Origin of the sequence: Bradyrhizobium sp. AZCC 1693, assembly GCF_036924745.1 — a bacterium.
Lineage (GTDB): Bacteria > Pseudomonadota > Alphaproteobacteria > Rhizobiales > Xanthobacteraceae > Bradyrhizobium.
The window spans coordinates 5,664,429-5,684,915 of the sequence record NZ_JAZHSD010000001.1; the positions used below are offsets into that span (position 1 = coordinate 5,664,429).

Annotated in this window: 17 protein-coding genes; 7 read left to right on the top strand and 10 right to left on the bottom strand. The window is 64.3% G+C overall.

The features are described from left to right. Positions 1-2: 2 nt before the first annotated feature. Complete coding sequence (gene map, locus V1293_RS26795) at positions 3-827, bottom strand: type I methionyl aminopeptidase (RefSeq protein ID WP_334513612.1); 825 nt, start codon at positions 825-827, stop codon at positions 3-5. A 217-nt stretch (positions 828-1,044) separates the two neighbouring features. Beyond that, on the bottom strand, positions 1,045-2,361 hold the full coding sequence (locus V1293_RS26800) for a mechanosensitive ion channel family protein (RefSeq protein ID WP_334513614.1): 1,317 nt from the start codon (positions 2,359-2,361) through the stop codon (positions 1,045-1,047). Between the two features lie 232 nt (positions 2,362-2,593). On the opposite strand from V1293_RS26800, the gene V1293_RS26805 reads away from it, so the two are divergent. The 4 genes from V1293_RS26805 (at position 2,594) to ilvD (ending at position 8,814) form a co-directional block, all read left to right on the top strand. Continuing rightward, positions 2,594-4,387, top strand: a complete 1,794-nt coding sequence (locus tag V1293_RS26805) for a potassium/proton antiporter (protein WP_334513616.1) — start codon at positions 2,594-2,596, stop codon at positions 4,385-4,387. 116 nt (positions 4,388-4,503) lie between these two features. Next, the gene (locus V1293_RS26810; protein WP_334513619.1) at positions 4,504-5,433 is read left to right on the top strand and encodes a glycine reductase; all 930 of its coding nucleotides are present in this window, start codon (positions 4,504-4,506) and stop codon (positions 5,431-5,433) included. A gap of 204 nt (positions 5,434-5,637) precedes the next feature. Then, positions 5,638-6,831 (top strand): CaiB/BaiF CoA transferase family protein, encoded by a 1,194-nt coding sequence (locus V1293_RS26815; RefSeq protein ID WP_334516923.1) that lies wholly within the window; start codon positions 5,638-5,640, stop codon positions 6,829-6,831. Positions 6,832-6,969: 138 nt separating this feature from the next. Beyond that, positions 6,970-8,814, top strand: coding sequence for a dihydroxy-acid dehydratase (gene ilvD / locus V1293_RS26820; protein WP_334513621.1), 1,845 nt, complete (start codon positions 6,970-6,972; stop codon positions 8,812-8,814). Positions 8,815-8,818: 4 nt separating this feature from the next. Here the strand turns inward: ilvD and modC are convergent, their stop codons facing one another. From modC to V1293_RS26850, 6 genes are all read right to left on the bottom strand, one after another. Beyond that, a complete protein-coding gene (gene modC / locus V1293_RS26825; protein ID WP_334513622.1) occupies positions 8,819-9,478 on the bottom strand; it encodes a molybdenum ABC transporter ATP-binding protein in 660 nt (219 codons plus the stop codon). Positions 9,479-9,480: 2 nt separating this feature from the next. Further along, on the bottom strand, positions 9,481-10,176 hold the full coding sequence (gene modB / locus V1293_RS26830; RefSeq protein ID WP_334513624.1) for a molybdate ABC transporter permease subunit: 696 nt from the start codon (positions 10,174-10,176) through the stop codon (positions 9,481-9,483). Beyond that, positions 10,176-10,961, bottom strand: coding sequence for a molybdate ABC transporter substrate-binding protein (gene modA / locus V1293_RS26835; RefSeq protein WP_334513626.1), 786 nt, complete (start codon positions 10,959-10,961; stop codon positions 10,176-10,178). The genes modB and modA overlap by 1 nt, the downstream gene beginning before the upstream one ends. Positions 10,962-11,186: 225 nt before the next feature. After that, positions 11,187-11,708 (bottom strand): Spy/CpxP family protein refolding chaperone, encoded by a 522-nt coding sequence (locus V1293_RS26840; protein ID WP_334513628.1) that lies wholly within the window; start codon positions 11,706-11,708, stop codon positions 11,187-11,189. Between the two features lie 30 nt (positions 11,709-11,738). Further along, positions 11,739-12,686 carry a penicillin-insensitive murein endopeptidase gene (mepA, locus tag V1293_RS26845; RefSeq protein WP_334513630.1) on the bottom strand — a complete coding sequence of 316 codons (948 nt, stop codon included), beginning with the start codon at positions 12,684-12,686 and terminating at the stop codon, positions 11,739-11,741. 158 nt (positions 12,687-12,844) lie between these two features. Continuing rightward, the gene (locus tag V1293_RS26850) at positions 12,845-13,846 is read right to left on the bottom strand and encodes a Bug family tripartite tricarboxylate transporter substrate binding protein (protein WP_334513631.1); all 1,002 of its coding nucleotides are present in this window, start codon (positions 13,844-13,846) and stop codon (positions 12,845-12,847) included. Positions 13,847-13,964: 118 nt separating this feature from the next. On the opposite strand from V1293_RS26850, the gene V1293_RS26855 reads away from it, so the two are divergent. Both V1293_RS26855 and V1293_RS26860 read left to right on the top strand, forming a co-directional pair. Beyond that, positions 13,965-15,149 (top strand): FAD-dependent monooxygenase, encoded by a 1,185-nt coding sequence (locus tag V1293_RS26855; protein WP_334513633.1) that lies wholly within the window; start codon positions 13,965-13,967, stop codon positions 15,147-15,149. Between the two features lie 316 nt (positions 15,150-15,465). Next, positions 15,466-17,676, top strand: coding sequence for a putative bifunctional diguanylate cyclase/phosphodiesterase (locus V1293_RS26860; RefSeq protein ID WP_334513635.1), 2,211 nt, complete (start codon positions 15,466-15,468; stop codon positions 17,674-17,676). Positions 17,677-17,787: 111 nt separating this feature from the next. Here the strand turns inward: V1293_RS26860 and V1293_RS26865 are convergent, their stop codons facing one another. Both V1293_RS26865 and V1293_RS26870 read right to left on the bottom strand, forming a co-directional pair. Beyond that, positions 17,788-18,231 (bottom strand): DUF1801 domain-containing protein, encoded by a 444-nt coding sequence (locus V1293_RS26865; RefSeq protein ID WP_334513637.1) that lies wholly within the window; start codon positions 18,229-18,231, stop codon positions 17,788-17,790. After that, the gene (locus V1293_RS26870; protein ID WP_334513639.1) at positions 18,228-19,400 is read right to left on the bottom strand and encodes an acyl-CoA dehydrogenase family protein; all 1,173 of its coding nucleotides are present in this window, start codon (positions 19,398-19,400) and stop codon (positions 18,228-18,230) included. The genes V1293_RS26865 and V1293_RS26870 overlap by 4 nt, the downstream gene beginning before the upstream one ends. Between V1293_RS26870 and V1293_RS26875 the strand changes: the two genes are divergently transcribed. Then, entirely contained in the window at positions 19,399-20,484 is a 1,086-nt protein-coding gene (locus V1293_RS26875; protein ID WP_334513640.1) for a lipase family protein, read from the top strand. The two genes, V1293_RS26870 and V1293_RS26875, sit on opposite strands and share 2 nt — an antisense overlap. Positions 20,485-20,487: the final 3 nt, after the last annotated feature.

Sequence of the window (20,487 nt, forward strand, 5' to 3'; positions counted from 1 at the left end):
AACTACGGCGCAACCACCGGCTTCTCGCCGTTGCGCTCTGACAGCGTAAAGATCTCGACGCCGGTGGCGGTCACGCCGACCGAATGCTCGAACTGCGCCGACAGCGAGCGGTCGCGCGTCACTGCGGTCCAGCCGTCCGACAGGATTTTCACATGCGGCTTGCCGAGATTGATCATCGGCTCGATGGTGAAGAACATGCCGGGCTTCAGCATCACACCTTCGCCGGGCCGGCCGATATGGATGATGTTCGGCTCGTCATGGAACATGCGGCCAAGCCCGTGGCCGCAGAAATCGCGCACCACGCTCATGCCCTGCGGCTCGACAAAACTCTGGATGGCGTGGCCGATATCGCCGGTGGTGGCGCCGGGCTTCACGGCGGCGATGCCGCGCATCATGGCTTCATAGGTGACCTCGATCAGCCGCTCGGCCTTGCGGGCGATCGGGCCGACCACATACATGCGGCTGGAATCGCCGTACCAGCCATCGACGATGAAGGTGACGTCGATATTGACGATGTCGCCCTCTTTCAGCGCGCGATCGCCGGGCATGCCGTGGCAGACCACGTGATTGATCGAGGTGCAGGTCGAGTAGCGGTAACCGCGATACATCAGCGTCGCCGGATAGGCGCCATGGCTGAAGGCGAAGTCGCGGACGAATTCGTCGATCCGGGAGGTCGGGACGCCCGCCTTGACGATGTCGGTGAGTTCGTCGAGGCACTTGGCGACCAGCGCGCCCGCCTTGCGCATGCCGGCGAAGCCGCTCGCGCCATGCAACTTGATCTGGCCGGTCTTTCGCAAGGAGGTGTCAGACGCTTCAATATAGCTCATGGGTGGTCATGCTTCGGAGGAACGGGAGTGGTTGATTTAATGGTCTAATTTAGTGATCGGAGCGGTCCGCGGCAAGCCGAGGTTGAGGTATTGGAGACTCTAAAAAGACTTGCATCCAGAGCGTTTTCCAGCGAAGCGAACCCGGTTCGCGTAAAGAAAACGCGTCAAAATAGGGAATCCAGAGCCCCGTTTCGATTCAATCGAAACGGAAAAGGCTCTAGCCGGAAACTTCCACCACGGGCTCGACCGGCAGCGCACCGCCGCGGACGCGGATTTCGCGGACCGGATAGGGAACACGGATTCCCTCGCGCTTGAACGCGTCCCACAGCGCCAGCATCACCTCGCTCTTCACACCGTCCATGCCGTCGGGATCGGCGATCCAGAAGGTCAGCGAAAATTTCATGCCGGCCTCGGCGAATTCGGTCAGGATGCAGTTCGGCGGCTTGTTCTTGATGGCGCGCGGGGCGGCCGCCGCGACCTCGATCGCCAGCTTGCAGACGAGGCGGGGATCGGCGTCGTAATTGGTGCTGAACAGCACCTTCACCAGCGTGTTCTTGTCGGTATAGGTCCAGTTCACGACCTTCTGCGTCACCAGATCCTCGTTCGGGATCAGGAACTCGCGGCCGTCGCCGGCGGCGACCGAGATGTAGCGCGTCTTCATCGTGCTGATGCGCCCGGTGTTGTCGCCGATGGTGACGAGGTCGCCCGGTTTCACCGATTTGTCGACCAGCAGGATGATGCCGCTGATGAAGTTGGCGACGATCTTCTGCAGGCCGAGGCCGATACCGACGCCGGCCGCGCCGGTGAACACGGCGAGCGCCGCCAGGTTGATGCCGACCGCGCTCAAGGCGACCGCAATGGCAAATACCATCAAGGTCAGCCGGACGATCTTGACCAGCAGCACCTGGATCGACGGGGTCAGATCGCCGGATCGGGTGATCCGGCCTTCCACGAAATTGCTGGCGATGTTGGTCAGCCACAGCGCCACGATCAGGAGAGCGCCAAGCTTGATCAGCAGCAGCGGCGTCAGCCGCAGGTCGCCGAGGACGATCGAGACCGAGTCGAGCGCTTCGATCACCGGATCGAGCCGGCCCAGAATGCTCAAGGCCACCACCAGCCACGCCGATATCGACACCAGCCGGACCACAAAGGTGTTGCGGATGACCGAGGTCACGAGGTTGATGACCAACCACGCAAAGGCGAGCTTGGCGGCAACCGCGAGCAGATAGCTGCGGCTCGGCCAGGTCGACGCCATCATGATCCCGCGCGTCAGCGTCATCAGCAGCGCGAACACCGCCGTCGACGTGCTGCCGACCAGGACGCGGATGAACAGCCGCAACGGCGCCGGCCACCCCATCGCAACCGACGACACGTCGACCCTGGAACGGACCGCCGCGCCGCCGGCCCAGGCGAGCCCGGCCGCGGTCAGGATCAGTCCGAGCTGCAGATAGAACCAGGGCGAGGTGACCTCCGCGCCGACCGATCGCGCGGCGTTGTGCAGGATCTCGATGATCTCTTTCAAATCCATCGGCAAAATCTCGTTCGAGGTTACCCGGCCCCATCAGGCAAAGGTTGATTCGCGCGTGGCAGGCAGATTCCCACAAGCGGAGTACGGATGCTATCGATACGCAGCTACGGCGATAGGTTAGGCCCAAAATTCGGGCACATTGCCGCTATCGCAGAAATGGGTTGGCGTTCAACTGTGGCAACGATAAGGATGCAATTGCAAGTATTTGCCAGGATTGTAGAGGTTATTGCGGAGGTTCATGGCTTCTCTCGACTCGGTCAGCATCGCCATCTTTCTGGGCGCCGTTCTGGTGATGGCGGGCATCCTGTCGAGCCTGCTCGCGCTGCGCTTCGGGGCGCCGCTGCTCTTGGTGTTCCTCCTGATCGGCATGCTGGCGGGCGATGCCGGGCCGGGCCAGCTCTCTTTTGATGACGTGCGCACCACCTATCTGGTGGGGTCGGTGGCGCTGGCGCTGATCCTGTTCGACGGCGGCCTGCGAACCAGGTTTCAAAGCATCCGTACCGTGCTGGCGCCATCGATGGTGCTGGCGACCATCGGCGTGCTGCTCACCGCGCTGATTGCCGCGCCGGCCGCCAAATATGCGCTCGATCTGAACTGGACCGAGTCGCTGCTGGTCGGCGCCGTGGTGGCGTCGACCGATGCCGCGGCGGTGTTCCTGCTCGTTCACACCCAGGGCCTGCGCCTGCGCCCCCGTGTCGGAGCAACTCTGGAAGCCGAATCCGGCACCAACGACCCGTTCGCGATCTTTCTCACCCTGATGCTGGTCGAATTCATTTCACTCGGTGAAAGCTCGCCCGCGCATGTTGCGCTGGAGCTCGCGCGCGAAGGCGTGCTCGGCGCCGTCCTCGGCCTGATCGGTGGCCATCTGGTGGTGGTGGCGCTCAATCGCATGGCGCTGCCGCAGGGCCTGCACGCGCCCTTTGTCACGACGGCTGCGCTCGTGATCTTCGGCGTGGCGCAGATCTCGCACGCCTCCGGATTTCTCGCGGTCTATCTCGCCGGCATCATCATCGGCAACCGGCCGACGCGCGCGCATAATTCGGTGGTGACGTTTCTGGACGCCGCGACCTGGCTGGCGCAGATCGTGATGTTCGTTTTGCTGGGCCTGCTGGCGTCGCCGCAGCGCCTGCTGGACAGCGTGGGTCCCTCCGTGATCGTGGCGCTGGTGCTGATGCTGGTGGCGCGGCCGCTCGCTGTGATGCTGTGCCTCATGCCATTCCGGTTCAACTGGCGGGAAAAGGTCTTCATCGCCTGGACCGGCCTGCGCGGAGCGGTCGCGATCTTTCTCGCCTCGATCCCGATGCTGGTCGGGCTGTCGAAAGCCTATCTCTATTTCGACGTCGCCTTTGTCGTGGTCGTGATCTCGCTGCTGCTGCAGGGCTGGACGCTGGCGCCGGCGGCGCGGTGGCTGCACGTGGCGCTGCCGCGCGTCGACCGCGGTCCGCGGCGCGTCGAGCTCGACCTGCCGGGCCAGCTCGAACAGCAACTGGTCGGCTATCCGGTGCGGCCGAAGAGCCTCTACTTCCGGCGCGGCCTGCTTCCGTCCTGGTCGAAGCCGACGCTGGTGATCCGCGACGAGCGGATCCTCTCGCCTGTCGAGGCCGATCCGGTCGCGGCCGGCGACTATCTCTATCTGCTGGCGCCGCCGGAAAAGGCCGAAGCGCTGGATCGCTTCTTCGTCGACATGGCGCCGAGCTCGGCGCCCGACCCGCATCTGCTCGGTGATTTCATGGTGTCGGGCGAACACACGCTCGGCGAACTGGCGCAGATCTACGGCGTATCGGCCGGAGAAGAACAGGCGAAGCTGACGCTGGCGGATTATTTCGACATTCATCTCGACCATGCGCCCAAGGAAGGCGCCGAGCTTGTGCTGGACCCCATCGTGCTGGTCGCGCGCAGCATCAGCGGCGGGCGGGTCAACGTGGTCGGCCTGCGGCTGCCCGAGGATGAGGAAGAGGCCGTGCCGCTCACGCGCCGGCAGGCGTTCAGGCGCAAGCTGGCCGATATCTGGTCGTCGGTGGCGGGGGTATAGGGCTGCAGCCCGCGCAGGCCTGATGCGATATCCGCTGTTGAGGAATGAGCGAACTGTCACTAGCCTGAGGCAAAGGTCGGTGACGACCTCCCGGTGGAAACGCAGGAGACACAACAATGTCCGGCCCCCTCGACGACCAGCTCGGCTTCGCGCCCGACTACGATGCCCCGATCCCCTATATGCAGCGGACCCGCGATTATTATGCCGCGATCGGCTACACCACGGCCTATCGCTGGGCGCATTACGTCGATGCGCCGTTCCAGCCGCTGAAAAAGCCGCTGGCAAAGTCGCGCGTCACCATCGTCACAACAGCCGCGAAGTATGATCCCACCAAGGGCGATCAGGGTCCCGGAGCGGCCTACAACGGCAGCGCCAAGTTCTATCAGGTCTATGACGGCGACACGGCCAAGCAGCACGATTTGCGGATCTCGCACATCGGCTACGACCGCAAGCACACCACGGCCACCGACAGCGGCACCTGGTTTCCGCTGCCGCAACTCCTGAAGGCGGCCGCCGCCGGGCGGATCGGCGAGGTCGCGCCGCGCTTCTTCGGTGCGCCGACCAACCGCAGCCACCGCGTCACCATCGATGTCGATGCGCCGGAAATCCTCGCGCGTTGCATTGCCGACAAGGTCGACGTCGCCGTCATCGTCCCGAACTGCCCGGTCTGTCACCAGACGTCAGCGCTGGTAGCGCGTCATCTCGAAGCCAATGGCATCCCCACCGTCGTGATGGGCTGCGCCAAGGACATCGTCGAACATGCCGCGGCGCCGCGCTTCCTGTTCTCGGATTTCCCGCTCGGCAATTCCGCCGGCAAGCCGCATGACGTGGAGTCGCAGGCGCTGACGCTCGAACTGGCGCTGCGTCTTCTGGAGTCCGCGGCAGGCGCGCGCACCACGATGCAGTCGCCGCTGCGCTGGAGCGAGGATGCCTCCTGGAAGCTCGACTACAACAACATCGCGCAGATGAGCCCGGAAGAACTGGCGCGGCGCCGCGCCGAGTTCGACAAGCAGAAAGAGATCGCGCGCGGCAACCGGGCGGCCTGACGGGTTACTTCCCTTCTCCCCTTGTGGGAGAAGGTGGCAGCCGAAGGCTGCCGGATGAGGGGTATCTCTCTGCGTATTCGGTGCTTGCGGAGACAGACCCCTCACCCGTCCGCGATGCTTCGCATCGCGTCCACCCCAAGAGCGAGCTTCGCTCGTCTCGCTCCCACAAGGGGAGAGGGAAGCATGAAGCAGGAGGACGTCCATTTGACCCGACCGTTCGAAGGCGTGAAGATTCTCGACTTCACGCAGGTGCTGGCTGGCCCCTATGCGAGCTACCAGCTCGCGCTGCTCGGCGCCGACGTCGTCAAGGTGGAGCGGCGCGAAGGCGAGGACATGCGCCGCACGCCGCTGAGCCGCGAATGGGCCGAGCGCGGCCTCGCGCCGGGCTGGCAGGCCATCAACGGCAACAAGCGCAGCCTCACCCTCGACCTCTCGAAGCCGGAGGCGATCGCCATCGTCAAGCAGCTCGCCGCCCAAGCCGACGTTGCGATGGAGAATTTCCGGCCCGGCGTGATGGACAAGCTCGGCATCGGCTATGCGGCGCTGTCGGCGGTCAATCCCCGGCTGATCTATTGCGCCATTTCAGGTTTTGGGCAGACCGGCCCGGAACGATCGGGCGCCGGCTATGACGGCAAGATCCAGGCGCTGTCGGGCATCATGTCCATCACCGGCCACGCCGAGACCGGGCCGACGCGCGCAGGCTTTGCGGTCTGCGACGTGCTGTCGGGCGCGACCGCCGCCTTCGCCGTGTCGAGCGCGCTGTTCCAGCGCACCCATACCGGCAAGGGGCAAATGGTCGACGTCTCCATGCTGGAGGCGACGCTGGCGTTCCTGTCCGGGCAGGTCGCGGATTATTCCGTCGCCGGCCATCGCCAGCAGCTCTCCGGCAACCAGGCCGTAAGCCGCCGGCCGACCGCCAATCTGTTCAAGGCAGGCGATGGCTATCTGCTGCTGGCCGTGAACAGCGAGAAGCAATACCGCGCGCTGATGACCGCGCTCGGCCGTGCCGATGCTTTGGAAGACCCGCGCTTCGCCGATTGGTTCGCCCGCCAGGAAAATGAGCCGGCGCTACGGGCCCTCATCGAGGAGGCGCTCTCGAAAAAGGACCCGCGCGAGTGGGAAAAGATCCTGGAGGCCGCGGGCGCGCCCTGCGCCAGCATCTGGAAGGTCGAGGAAGTGATCGATCACCCGCAGATCGCCGCGCGCGGCGCCATTCAGGAGATCGATACACCCTATGGCCGCCTGCGCTTTGCCGGCAGCGGGTTCCAGCTCGCCCATGGCGGCGGCAGGCTTGAGCGCATGGCGCCTGCGCTCAGCGCCCACACCGAGGAGGTACTGGCCTCGCTCGGCTATGACGCGAAGGCGATCGCGGAACTGCGCGCGCGCGAGGTGGTCTAGCGGTAGCCGGGGCAGGGGCATCCGGGCCCTGTCCCGTTTTGGGTGGGCCCGCGCATGGCGACCCTGCGCCAAGGCGCTTTAATCGACAGAGCTCACCGTCTAAAAGACGCCATTTCCGCTTCCCGAGAAGGACAGATCATGCCCGCCTACCGCTCCCGAACCACGACCCACGGCCGCAACATGGCGGGCGCCCGCGGCCTCTGGCGCGCCACCGGCATGAAGAACGAGGACTTTGGCAAGCCGATCATTGCCGTGGTCAATTCGTTCACCCAGTTCGTGCCGGGCCACGTGCACCTGAAGGATCTCGGCCAGCTCGTCGCGCGCGAGATCGAGAAGGCGGGTGGCGTCGCCAAGGAGTTCAACACCATCGCGGTCGACGACGGCATCGCGATGGGCCATGACGGCATGCTCTACAGCCTGCCGTCGCGCGAGATCATTGCCGACAGTGTCGAGTACATGGTCAACGCGCATTGCGCCGATGCCATGGTCTGCATCTCCAACTGCGACAAGATCACGCCCGGCATGCTGATGGCGGCGCTGCGGATCAACATCCCGACCGTGTTCGTCTCGGGCGGGCCGATGGAGTCCGGCAAGGTCAACCTCAAGGGCAAGATCCGCGCGGTCGACCTGATCGACGCCATGGTCGCCGCGGCCGACAGCAATGTCAGCGATGCCGACGTGGAAGTGATCGAGCGCTCGGCCTGTCCGACCTGCGGCTCGTGCTCGGGCATGTTCACGGCCAATTCCATGAACTGCCTCACCGAGGCGCTGGGCCTTGCGCTGCCGGGCAACGGTTCAGTGCTGGCGACCCATGCCGACCGCAAGGGCCTGTTCGTCGAGGCCGGGCATCTGATTGTCGATCTGGCGCGGCGCTACTACGAACAGGACGACGAAACTGCGCTGCCGCGCACCATCGCCAACTTCAAGGCATTCGAGAACGCCATGACCCTCGACATCGCCATGGGCGGCTCGACCAACACCGTGCTGCATTTGCTGGCTGCGGCCTATGAAGGGCAGGTGCCGTTCACGATGCAGGATATCGACCGCCTGTCGCGGCGGGTGCCTGTTCTCTGCAAGGTGGCGCCGTCGGTGGCGGACGTGCATCTGGAAGACGTCCATCGCGCCGGCGGCGTGATGGCGATCCTCGGCGAACTCGACCGCGCCGGCCTGCTCAATCGTGGCCTGCCGATGGTTCACTCCAAGTCGCTGGAGGACGCGCTTGGCCGCTGGGACATCAAGCAGACCAGGAGCGAGAGCGTCCGCAAATTCTTCATGGCCGCTCCGGGCAACGTGCCGACCCAGGTGGCGTTCAGCCAGGAACGCAGGTTTGAAGAGCTCGATACCGATCGCGCGGCAGGCTGCGTCCGCGATGCCGAGCATGCCTATTCGAAGGATGGCGGCCTTGCCGTGCTGTCGGGCAACATCGCGCTCGATGGCTGCATCGTGAAGACGGCCGGCGTCGATGAGAGCATTTTGAAGTTCGAGGGGCCGGCACGGGTCTTCGAAAGCCAGGACGCCGCGGTCGAAGCTATTCTCGGCAACAAGATCAAGGCCGGCGACGTCGTCGTGGTTCGATACGAAGGCCCGCGCGGCGGCCCCGGCATGCAGGAGATGCTGTACCCGACCAGCTATCTGAAATCGAAGGGCCTCGGCAAGGTCTGCGCGCTGATCACCGACGGCCGCTTCTCCGGCGGCTCCTCGGGCCTGTCGATCGGACACATCTCGCCGGAAGCCGCCGAGGGCGGCCTGATTGGCCTCGTGGAGGACGGCGATCGCATCAGCATCGACATCCCCGCGCGTTCGATCAGCCTGGTGGCCGATGACGCCACGCTCGCAAAACGCCGCGAAGCCATGCTGGCCCGCGGGTCGGAGGCATGGAAGCCCGCCAAGAAGCGCAGCCGCAATGTGACGATGGCGCTGAAGGCCTATGCGGCGCTGACCACGAGCGCCGCCCGCGGCGCGGTACGCATCGTTCCGGAGTAAAGGGCTACGTCAGCACCTTGACGCCGCCGAGCGCGGTCACCCGGCCGCGCTTGAGCATCACGATCTGCGTCGCCAGTTGACGCAGTTCGGCGGCGTCGTGGCTGACATAGACCATCGGAATGCCTTCGTCGCGGAGCCGAATCAGGTAGGGCAGAATCTCGACCTTGCGGCCCTCGTCGAGCGATCCCAGCGGCTCGTCCAGCAGCAGCAAACGCGGCTTTGACAGCAGCGCCCGCCCGAGGGCGACGCGCTGGCGTTCGCCGCCGGAGAGTTTTCCGGGCCGGCGGTCAAGCAGATGGCCGATATCGAGCAGTTCGGTGACGCGCTTGTGATGGGAATCGTCCACAGCAAGCCTGTTCATGCGCCGGCCGTAGTCGAGATTTTGCCGCACGTCGAGATGCGGAAACAGCCGCGCGTCCTGAAACACATAGCCGATCCGGCGCCGGTGCGGCGGCACGTGGACGCCTGCGGCCGTGTCATCCAGCATTTCGCCGTCGAGCGCGATGACGCCACGGTCGGGGCGCAGCAGGCCTGCGATCATGTTGATCAGCGAGGTCTTGCCGGCGCCGGATGCGCCGAACAGGCCGGTGACGCGGCCCTGGCTTTCGAACGCGGCTTCCAGCGAGAATTCGCCGAGCTGTTTGGTGACGTCGACGCGCAGCATGGTCAATTCCCGTGCAGGCGTTTGGTGGCGCGTCGCGCGAACCATTCGGAGGCGATCAAGGCGCCCATCGCGATCACGGTAGAAACGACCACCAGCCGCCCGGCCGCGCTGTCGCCGTCGGGGGTCTGGATCAGCGAATAGATCGCGGTAGAAATGGTCTGGGTTTCGCCGGGGATGTTGGAGACGAAGGTGATGGTGGCGCCGAACTCGCCGATCGCCTTGGCGAAGCCGAGCACCATGCCGGCCAGTACGCCCGGCAGCGCCAGCGGCAGCGTCACGGTGGCAAACACCTGCCAGGGAGCGGCGCCGAGCGTGCTGGACGCCTGTTCCAGCCGGCGGTCGATCGCCTCGATAGAGAGACGGATCGGCCGCACCAACAGCGGAAACGACATGATACCGCAGGCCAGCGCGGCGCCGGTCCAGCGAAACGCGAACACGATGCCAAGGTTATCGGCGAGCCACGCGCCGACCAGGCCGCGGCGGCCAAACGTCAGCAGCAGCAGATAGCCGGTGACGACGGGGGGCAGCACCAGCGGCAGATGAACCAGCGCATCGAGGATGGATTTGCCCCAGAATTCACGCCGCGCCAGCAGCCACGCCAGCGCGATGCCGAACGGCGTCGCCACCAGCGTTGCAACAATGGCCACCCGCAACGAGAGCAGGATGGCCGTCCATTCGGCCGGCGATATCTCGAACATCAGGTCGAAGGGCTGACGAGAAACTTGAAGCCGTATTTTTCGAGGATGGTCTTGGCCGCGGTCGAGCGCAGGAAGGCGAGATAGTCCGACGCTTGCGGCTTCGCGGTCGTTGTCGCCGCGACGGGATAGACGACCGCCGGGTGGGAGTCGGCCGGGAACGTACCGACGACCTTGACGCCGGGCTCGACCTTGGCGTCCGTGGAATAGACGATGCCGAGCGCGGCTTCACCGCGCGCCACCAGCGTCAGCGCGGCGCGCACGCTTTCGGCCATCGCGAATTTCGGCTCCGCGGTCTGCCATGCGCCGAGCTTCTCCAGCGCCGCCTTGGCGTATTTGCCAACCGGCACGGACTTGACGTCGCCGGTCGCGATTCTGCCGTCGCCGGCGAGTTTGGCGAGGTCGAAGCCGGCCCCGATGTTCACATTGCCGATCTTGGAATCCTTCGGCGCGATCAGCACAATGCTGTTGCCGAGCAGATTGATCCGGCTGGACTCGCTGATGTTCTTCTTGCCTGCCGCGTAATCCATCCAGTCGGTATCGGCCGAGATGAAGACATCGGCCGGCGCGCCCTGCTCGATCTGCCTGGCCAGGCCCGAACTCGGTCCATAGCTGACGGTAATCTTGACGCCCGATTTCGCCGTGTAGGCAGCGTTGATGTCGTCGAGCGCGTTCTTCATCGAAGCCGCGGCAAACACAGTCAGGGCCTTGTCCTGCGCAGCGGCGGGCGAGCACATCGCCCCGATCAGAAGGACAAGGGCAGTGAAGATACCGGTGCTGCGATACATGAGGCGCTCCATGCATGCTTGCGAACCGCAGATAGCGGACACAAGACAGGCGTTGGTTGGGGTCGATCGGGCGATGGTCGGAAGCGCCGTTCCGGGAATCCCTTGATGACTTGCGGTCGATCGGGATATCGCCAGCCCCAACATAATCAGGATGGCTGCCGAGGTAAAGGCGGCTCGAGGCCCGGCCTCACCGGGTGAGACCGGACCGGCCTGCCTGCCGGCCCGTCAATGGTGATGCTGACGCTTGTGGCCGCTGCCGTAACCCCGCAATTCCGCATACTTTGTCATCTGCGCTTGCGTCAAAATACTTCCGGTCGACAGGTGATACTTCAAATGGGTTTCGCGCAGCGTCCCCTGCGTCGCGGCAACGGCCGCCGTGGACGCCTTCAGGCTTTCCGGCGTGACGGTCCGGCTTGCAAACAGCCTGTCCAGCTCGGCCTCCTGCTCGATCAGCTTCGAGCCCAGCGGCATCGCTTCAGCCTTCATGGAATCGAACAGGCGTTGCATGCTGGCACGTTGCTCGGCGGAGAGCTCGAGCTTGTCGGCGAGTTCGAGAACGTGCGACGGGCCCGGATAGCCGTTCAATTCGGCGGCGAGCGCCAGACCCATGCCGCGGCCGGTGCCGAGCTCGGCAATCTGCTGATCGGACAGCGCCTTGATCGAACGCCCCTGCATCCCGGCATACGGGGTTTGGGCGTGCACGCTGGTCACGAAGGCAATCGATACAATCAGGGGCCAAATCTTCATCGTCATTCTCCTGCGGATTTTATCTTTCGGTCAGGGCTTCGCATCGGGCGCGTTCAATACCGCCTTGCAAGCAGGCGGCAGCGCGGCCATCGTCATCGGCGGTTTCGGCTTGGGCGGCACTTTCGGCGGCTTCGGGTGCAGCACCGCATCGCTGAACCAGTAGGCGAGATCGCTGGTGCTGCAGCCTTCGCCTTCGTTCGGATCGGGCTGACTTTCGCATTCGCTGGCGCCGGGCGGGCATTTGATGCGGATGTGGAAGTGATAGTCGTGGCCGTACATCGGCCGCACCTTGTGGAGCCAGTAGCGGTCGCCTTTGGCCTCACGGCAGAGCGCCTTCTTGATCGCGGCATTGACGAAGATGCGTTGCACGCTGGGCTCCAGCGCGGCGGCGCGGATCACCGCAAGATGCGTCGGCGTCCAGGCGCTCGGCTCGATGTCGAGCCGGTCGGTGCGCACCATCATCACGGCCGACGTCTCCTCGCGCTCGTTGCGCGATAGTTGCCGGTTCGGCATCGGCGTCAGCCAGATGTCGGCGTCGAGTCCCACCTGATGGCTAGCGTGCCCGGTAAACATCGGTCCGCCGCGCGGCTGCGACATGTCGCCGACCAATATCCCCGGCCAGCCGGCATCCTTGCGTGCCTTCGCAGCCAGCCGCTTGACCAGCGCGACCAGGTCGGGGTGGCCCCAATAACGATTGCGCGACAGCCGCATCACCTGCCAGGTGTCGCCGTTGATCGGCAGCCCTTCCGCGCCCGCGATGCAGCCATGGGCATAGAACCCGAGCACGCGCGTCGGCATCGCCGCCGGCAGCAACTTGCGGCCGAACAGCTCCTTGGCGGCGACCGTGGGATCGTTTGGGTTCGCGAGCGGCGGCAGCGGTTTTGGATGGACCGTGCCCTTGTCCTGCGCCCATGCGCCCGCGACACCGGCGGCGATCATCAAGGTCAGGAGGGGGATCAGAATCAGGCGGGGGGTCATCGGATTACTCTATTCCAACGAGTGTAGCATGAAACCGGGAAATACGGCGACAGGCGAAGCCCTCGCAATTGCTTGATCTCGCCGCAGCCGCTGCTCTCGCCTGCACCGGTGCACGCAACATGCCGATCAAGATCAATTGAGGTTTACTGCATTGAGGCCTATTGCAGCTCGATATTGGCCGACTTGATCACGGCAGCCCACCGGTCGACTTCCTCGCGCATGTATTTGGACGTCTTGTCGACCGAGCCGCCAAAAATGACGGCGGATAGCTTCTTGAGCTGGTCCTGCACCACAGGCTGACGCAACGCCTCGTTCACGTCGGCATTGATTTTGTCGACGGTGTTTTTCGGAGTCTTGGGCGGCGCCACGATGCCGTACCAGGCGACCGCTTCAAAACCCGGCAGTGTTTCAGCTATCGTCGGCACATCCGGCAGCGCCGGCAGACGATCGGACGAGGCCACCGCGAGCAGCCTCAGCTTGCCGGCCTGAACCAGCGCCAGCGAGACGCCGAGATTGTCGAACATGACGTCGACGTCGCCGGCGACGAGACCCTGCAGCGCAGGCGCCGAGCCGCGGTACGGAATGTGCCGCAGCTTCACCTTTGCCAACAGCTGAAACAGCTCCGAGGTCAGATGCGAGGTCGTGCCGTTGCCCTGCGTGGCGCAGATGGTCTTGTCGGAATTGCCCCTCAGGTATTCGATCAACTCGGGCACGCTCGTTGCCTTGATGTTGTTCGGATTGACGATCAGCGCGTTCGGCACCTGAGCCATGACGATGACAGGCTCGAACTTCGTCGGATCGAAGCCGAGCCTGGGATAAAGATTGTGATTGATCGCAAGCGGCGGCGGCGGTGACGAGAGCAGGGTGTAGCCGTCGGGCGCCGAATGGTAGACTTGTTCGGCGCCGATGTTTCCGGCGGCGCCGGTGCGGTTCTCGATGACCACCGGCTGGCCCCATTTGCGCGACAGCCAGTCGGCGACAATTCGCGGAATCGCGTCGGCGGTTCCGCCGGCCGGAAACGGAACGACGATTTTCACGGGACGGTCCGGGAAATCACCGGCCAGTGCCGGCGTGCGACCATGCGCGGTGAGGGCCAGAAACAGCGTCAGTATCGCCAATATACGACGGACGGGAAGCAGAGCTGGCGTAGAGCCGTGCATTCAAACTCCTCCCGCTGCCGTTTTAGTCCGTCCAGCCTGAGCTGTCGGCGCTTGGTGTTTGCAGCAAGGGAGGATAGCTTGAACGCGCAAGCTTCCGAAGCATTTTTTCCGTGGGACGATGATGCAGCCGCAGCTCACTGTCGTGATCATTGGAGGCGGAATTGGTGGACTGTTCGCCGCGAACGCGCTGATCGCCCACGGCCTCCATGTTTCCGTCTACGAGCAGGCGTCCGCGCTCGGTGAAGTCGGAGCAGGGGTCTTTCTGACTCCGAACAGCGTGCGACAATTGCAGCGCGTGGGTCTCGGACCTCAGGTGGAACGACGGGGCGCCCGGGTTGGCCACGGTTCTCGCTATTTTCGCCACGACGGTGCGCCGATCGCTCCGGTCCAGGTGACGGACTCCGCGGGCTGGAACGCTACCTTCGGCATGCATCGCGCCGACCTCGTCGAGATGCTGGCCGCCGCATTGCCATCAGGCGTGGTGCGCATGGGACATCGCGGCGTTGGCTTTGAGCAGGCCGGAGAGGTTGCGCGGGTGTCGTTCGCAAACGGTACGGTCGCCGAAGGCGACGTCATCATCGCGGCGGATGGCATCCACTCCGAACTCCGGCCCTATGCCGCGCCGCCATCGCGGCCGGTGTTTCACGGGTCCGTCGCCTATCGCGGCGTGCTGCCGCATGCGCGCATTCCGCACTGGCCGACGGATTGCTGGCAAATGTGGCTCGGCAAGGGAAAACATTTCCTCAGCTTTCCGGTGCGATCGGGCGAGCTCATCAACTATGTCGGCTTCGTGCCGGCCGATGCGGAAATGCAGGAATCATGGTCGGCGCCCGGCGACCCCGACGTGCTGCGCCGCGAGTTTTGGGGATGGGACCCGCGCATCGGGACCCTGCTGAGCCAGGTTGAAAAGACGTTCCGATGGGCGCTGTACGACCGCGAGCCGCTGCCGACCTGGACGCGTGGCCGCTTGACGCTGCTCGGCGATGCTGCGCACCCGATGCTTCCGCATCTCGGCCAGGGCGCCAATCAATCGATCGAGGATGGCATGGCGCTGGCGACAATTCTGGCACAGGCGACGCGCGCCAGCACACCGGCGGCGCTGCTGGCGTATGAGCGGCTGCGACGTGAGCGGGTGGCGGCGGTTCAGCGCGGCGCGCGCGAGAACGGCATGCGCTACGACTCCTCCTACGCCGATCTAGGCGTTCGCGATGCCGAGATATCCGCGCATGCGGCGTTTCGCCGAGGGCTTTACGATCACGACGTGGTGCCGGAAGCGCAAGCCGCGGCGGCCGCCTTGAGTTGAATGGCGTTATGTCGCCATCGTTCTTAACCGCGCGATAACCCTGTCCATCGTTGACGTGTGTTCATGCGCACGCGCGGCATTTCGCGCATTCCTTGTGCATCCGGGATACGCGTCGCAGGCCTGCTGCGCGAGCGCGACGATTTTGCCCTGTGAATTTGCGATTTATGTCAAAATCGATACACGCGGAGCGTGCGCCCGTTTTTTCGACGGGCAGTGAATGTGGCTGCGCGTGCGCCTTTCTGCGGCAAGAGATACCTTTTTTTCAGACACTTTTCTGCAAACATCGCCCGCAGCAATGCGCGGGGTAGGCCTAGCGATGTCGACGAAGAAGCGAAGAACTTCAGGAAAGCCCAAGCAGGCGGCGATTGTCCGCTTTCGCGGTCGGCCGGTAAAATCCGGGCCCAAGCCTCCCGCCAAACGCGGGCGTGGCCCGTCCGCTGCGGCCGGCGAGAGCGTGCGCAAGCGCGCCGAAGTCGACGCCGCGATTGCGCAGGCGCGCAAATCGCACGAGCGCTTGCGCGAGGCGATCGATATCCTGCCGCAGGGCGTCGTGCTTCTCGATGCCGAAGGCCGCTATATTCTCTGGAACAAGAAATATGCAGAAATGTACCGCCGCAGCTCGGACCTGTTCAAGCCGGGCGCGCGGCTGGAGGATACGATCCGCATCGGCGTCGCGCGCGGCGATTATCCGGAGGCAATCGGGCGCGAGGAAGAATGGATCGCCGCACGGCTCAAGAAGCTGTACCAGCCTGGCGAGCGGCATGAGCAGACGCTGGCCGACGGCCGCGTCATCCTGGTCGATGAACGCCTGACCGAGGATGGCGGCATCATCGGCCTGCGCGTCGACATCACCGAGTTGAAGCAGCGGGAGGCCTCGTTCCGGCTGCTGTTCGACTGCAATCCGGTTCCGATGATCGTCTGCGCGCTGGGTGACGAACGTATTCTCGCCGTCAACGACGCTGCGATCCAGCATTATGGTTACAGCCGCGGCGAATTCGAGAAGCTGACGATCCGCAGCCTGCAGGCCTTCGACGCCGAATTGCCGTGGACCGGCGACGAACGCGCCGCGCGCACCTGGAAGCATGTCCGGGCCGACGGTACGCTGATCGATCTGGCGATCTATTCACGCCAGCTCGTTTACGGCGACCGGCCTGCGATCCTGCTGGCGCTGATGGACACCACCGAACGCAAGCGCGCCGAGGCGCGGCTGACTTTCATGGCCCAGCATGACGGCCTGACCGGGCTGCCGAACCGCAATTTGCTGCGTCAGCAGATGGACGACATCCTGCTGCGCACACGCCGCAACGCCGAGCAGGTGGCGGTGCTCGTGCTCGGCCTCGACCATTTCAAGGCGGTCAACGATACGCTCGGCCATGGCATCGGCGACAAGCTGCTGCGCGGCGTCGGCAAGCGATTGCGGTCGATGCTGCGCGACGACGATGCGCTGGCCCGGCTCAACTCCGACGAATTCGCCATCGTCCAGAGCGGGGTGACGCGGCCTGAGGATGCGGCGTTCCTGGCCAGGCGCCTCCTGGACGCCATCGGCGATCCCTACCTTCTGGACGGGCATTCCGTCGTGATCGGCGCCAGCATCGGCATTGCGATGTCGCCCGGCGACGGCGACGAATCCGAAAAACTTTTGAAGAACGCCGACCTCGCTTTGTCGCGCGCCAAGAACGATTCGCGCGGCACATTCTCGTTCTTCGAGGCCGGAATGGACGCGCGCGCCCAGACCCGCCGCAAGATCGAAACCGAGTTGCGCGAGGCCGTCCAGGGCGATGCGCTGCGGCCCTATTACCAGCCGCTGGTCGATCTTTCGAGCGGGCGCATCACCGGCTTCGAAGCGCTGGTGCGCTGGCCGCATCCCGAACGCGGCATGATCTCGCCGGCCGAATTCATCCCCGTTGCGGAGGAGACCGGATTGATCAACGCCGTCGGCGGCTTGATGCTGCGCCGCGCCTGCACGGATGCGGCGCAATGGCCCGACGACGTCCACGTCGCGGTCAATCTGTCGCCGCTGCAGTTCCGGCTCGGCAATCTGCTGTCGCTGGTAACGGACACGCTGAAGCAGTCCGGCCTGCCGGCGAAGCGCCTGGAACTCGAGATCACCGAGACGCTGCTTCTGGAAAAGAGCAGCGAGGTGCTGGCGACCCTGCATGCGCTGCGCGCGCTCGGCGTTCGCATCTCGATGGACGATTTCGGCACCGGCTATTCCAGCCTGAGCTATCTGCGCAGCTTTCCGTTCGACAAGATCAAGATCGACCAGTCCTTCGTGCGCGACCTCGGCGCCAACCCCGACGCGCAGGCGATCGTGCGTTCGATCATCAGCCTCGGCAAGGGCCTGGGCGTCACCATCACGGCGGAAGGCGTCGAGACCGAAGCCGAAGTCAACTGCCTGCGCAACGAGGGGTGCCACGAGGGGCAGGGCTTTCTGTTCAGCCGTGCGCGGCCCAATGCGGAGATCGTGGGCCTATTGAAGACGCAAGGCAACTGGAGCTCGCCGACGGGTGCGGCGCTGGTGGCTTGAGGCGTGCACCGCGCTAACCGCCGTCATTGCGAGCGGAGCGAAGCAATCCACTCTTGCTTTGCGGCGCGATGGATTGCTTCGTCGCGTTGCTCCTCGCAATGACGAGGATAGTTATTTCGCCGCCTTCCACTTCCTCAAATGATACGTCAGCGCCAGCGCGATGCAGTGGCGCAACGCTTTCTCGGGCAGCTTCTCGCCGGCGTCGAGCAGAATGCTGCGGTTGCCGCCATAGCTCAGTTCCGGATAGAGCTCACGAAAAGTCTCGACCAGATCGGTCTGGCAGTGGAAGTAGACCGCGTACCGGCCGGCTTCCGCCTTCACCTGGTCGATCCGGATGGTGCTGCCGCTCTTGCTCTCGGTCGTGAGATAGCTCGGTTGCCCCCATTTCAGGGCTTCCTCCAGTGCGCCGACGCCCTTGGTGGTGTCAGCCGTGTCGAAGATCAGCCGGCGCAGCGCCAGCAATCTAGATTTCACCGGTTGGGGATAGGCCTCGAAGACGGCGTCGATCGCGGGACTCGGGCCACCCACGGGCTTCTTTGTGACGCTCTTCTTCATCGCATCGTCGGCGGCGTATCGAGATTGCCTGATAGAATCGCCTTGCCGGCATCCTCATAATGCGCGTCGCGGCCCTGGATCTGCTGTGCGATGGCATGCATGTCGCGAAAACGGCGCTCGAACTTGTTGGCGTTGAATACGGCCGTGGCGCCGGCCATGTGATAGGCGGTGTCGACGACGGCAGCCGATTGATGGATGGTCCAGGTAGTGGCGATGCGAAGGGCGATACGGTGCGCCTCGGTGGTAGCCTCGCCGCGCGCCAGATCGCGCCAGACTTCGGCGGCGGTCGTGTAGAGATAGGCCCGCGCCGCGCGCAAGCTCGCCTCGGTGCGGCCGATCAAACCCTGCACGGCATTGTTGTCGCGCATCGCCTTCTGCGCCTGGGGCGTCTTGGCGCGGGCAAGGTCGATCGCTGCATCAAGCGTGGCGCGGGCGACGCCGAGCGAGGTTGCCGCAAAGCCCATGCCGAACACCATGTTGGTGGAGAGCTTGTAGAGCGGCCCGTTTTCGCGCCGTGCCTGGGGCTCGTCACGAAGCGCGGCGAATTTCTCTGATATGAACAGATTGTCGACCGAATAGGAATCGGTACCCGTCCCGCGCAGCCCGATCACGTCCCAGACGTCGTACATCGTGGCGCTGGTCACCGGAAACAGGATGGTACGAATCTCCGGCGAGCCATCCGGCTTGCGCCGCGGCGTGCCGTCGGCCCCGACGACGCGGACATGGGCGCCCAGCCAGCTTGCCTGCCGTGAGCCGGAGGCAAAATCCCAGCGCGCGCTGGCTTTGTAGCCGCCTGGAACCGCCTGCACTTCATGATTGATCGCGCCCCAGGCCAGAATGCCGGGCGCGACGTTGAAGATTTCGTTGGCGGCGTCGGGATCGAGATAGGCCGCGGTCATCGCGCAGACGCTGCACTGGCCAAGGCACCACGCGGTGGAGGCATCGGCTTTTGCCACCTCCTCCTGCATCTGCATGAACGCTTCCAGCGGAGCCTCGATGCCGCCAAAGCTCTTCGGCAGCAGCGCGCGGTAAAGCCCGTTCTCGATCAGCGCCTGCGTCACCGCCGATGTCAGCCGCCGCGTCCGCTCGATCTCGTCGGCCTCGCGCATGATCAGGGGCGCCAGCGCGCGTGCACGCTCCACCAGGTCGATGCCGGGATGCCTGTTCATGCGCTTCCTCGCATTCTTGAATTTTCTGCAGCGCAATCGTGATGGTGACCCATCCGCCGCCGCCGATCAAGGCGCAGCGCCGTCAATCGCGCAGGAAATAGTTGTTGCAACCATAGGTGCGCTGGGCTGCGCAATGAGTTATCCTCAGGGCACGGCAGGGGAGATGCAAATGATGGATATCAGCCTTTTTGAGCCTGATGACCTCAAGAATATCCCGACCTTTCGGGCGGCCTATTCGGATCGCACGGCGCTGCTGATGGCCAAGCTGGCCTTTCTCGCTTACAACGATTTTGATGGCAGTGAGGCGGCGTTCAATACGTTCAGAACCGATTTGTGCGCACTGGGATTTATCGAGTGTATCAGCCTGGTCGACAACGATGTCGGCACGGCGGGCTACATCGTCGAGGGCAGCGATATCATCGTCGTCGTGTTTCGCGGAACCCAGGACGAGTTGGACTGGAAGACGAATGTGAACGCGCGGCTCGTGGCCCTGCAGGGCGGCACGCGCGTTCACACCGGCTTTTTCCAGGCGTATTGGCCGATCCGCGACGCCATGTTTGAGTTCATCAAGCGGACCATCGCAGCAAAACCGCGTCCGATTTATGTCACGGGCCATTCGCTCGGAGGCGCCCTTGCGCTGATGGCTACGGCAGAATTGGCCAATGACGACGATGCGAAGGTGCGCGATTGTGTTGCGGCCTGCTACACTTTTGGCTGTCCACGCGCTGGCGACGCCTCCTTCGACATGTACGTCAAGGCTCCGCTGTACCGGATCACCAATGGCGTCGACCTCGTGCCGGCGATCCCTCCAGCCATCCTTGGCTATCGTCATGTCGGCGATATCAGATATTTCGGGAAGTCTGGTGTCGCCCCGGTGCGCCGGTCGCCGAACTGGCTGCAGAAGATCTGGCGCACGATCTGGGGCCTGGCTGCGTTGGTCAGAACCGGAAAATTCCAGAACATCGCCGACCACAGCATGACGGTCTATGTCGGAAAGCTGGACGCCTGGGCAAAGGACAATCTCAAGCAGACGCAAGACAGACGCCAGGTGACGGCCGATCCGGCGATCGCATCAAAGACATAGGCT

Bases quoted from the DNA above. Each gene is read 5' to 3' on its own strand.
- map (WP_334513612.1), bottom strand. From the start codon at position 827: ATGAGCTATATTGAAGCGTCTGACACCTCCTTGCGAAAGACCGGCCAG.
- V1293_RS26805 (WP_334513616.1), top strand. From the start codon at position 2,594: ATGGCTTCTCTCGACTCGGTCAGCATCGCCATCTTTCTGGGCGCCGTT.
- V1293_RS26810 (WP_334513619.1), top strand. From the start codon at position 4,504: ATGTCCGGCCCCCTCGACGACCAGCTCGGCTTCGCGCCCGACTACGAT.
- ilvD (WP_334513621.1), top strand. From the start codon at position 6,970: ATGCCCGCCTACCGCTCCCGAACCACGACCCACGGCCGCAACATGGCG.
- modC (WP_334513622.1), bottom strand. From the start codon at position 9,478: ATGCTGCGCGTCGACGTCACCAAACAGCTCGGCGAATTCTCGCTGGAA.
- modB (WP_334513624.1), bottom strand. From the start codon at position 10,176: ATGTTCGAGATATCGCCGGCCGAATGGACGGCCATCCTGCTCTCGTTG.
- modA (WP_334513626.1), bottom strand. From the start codon at position 10,961: ATGTATCGCAGCACCGGTATCTTCACTGCCCTTGTCCTTCTGATCGGG.
- V1293_RS26840 (WP_334513628.1), bottom strand. From the start codon at position 11,708: ATGAAGATTTGGCCCCTGATTGTATCGATTGCCTTCGTGACCAGCGTG.
- mepA (WP_334513630.1), bottom strand. From the start codon at position 12,686: ATGACCCCCCGCCTGATTCTGATCCCCCTCCTGACCTTGATGATCGCC.
- V1293_RS26850 (WP_334513631.1), bottom strand. From the start codon at position 13,846: ATGCACGGCTCTACGCCAGCTCTGCTTCCCGTCCGTCGTATATTGGCG.
- V1293_RS26855 (WP_334513633.1), top strand. From the start codon at position 13,965: ATGATGCAGCCGCAGCTCACTGTCGTGATCATTGGAGGCGGAATTGGT.
- V1293_RS26860 (WP_334513635.1), top strand. From the start codon at position 15,466: ATGTCGACGAAGAAGCGAAGAACTTCAGGAAAGCCCAAGCAGGCGGCG.
- V1293_RS26865 (WP_334513637.1), bottom strand. From the start codon at position 18,231: ATGAAGAAGAGCGTCACAAAGAAGCCCGTGGGTGGCCCGAGTCCCGCG.
- V1293_RS26875 (WP_334513640.1), top strand. From the start codon at position 19,399: ATGCGCTTCCTCGCATTCTTGAATTTTCTGCAGCGCAATCGTGATGGT.
- V1293_RS26870 (WP_334513639.1), bottom strand. From the start codon at position 19,400: ATGAACAGGCATCCCGGCATCGACCTGGTGGAGCGTGCACGCGCGCTG.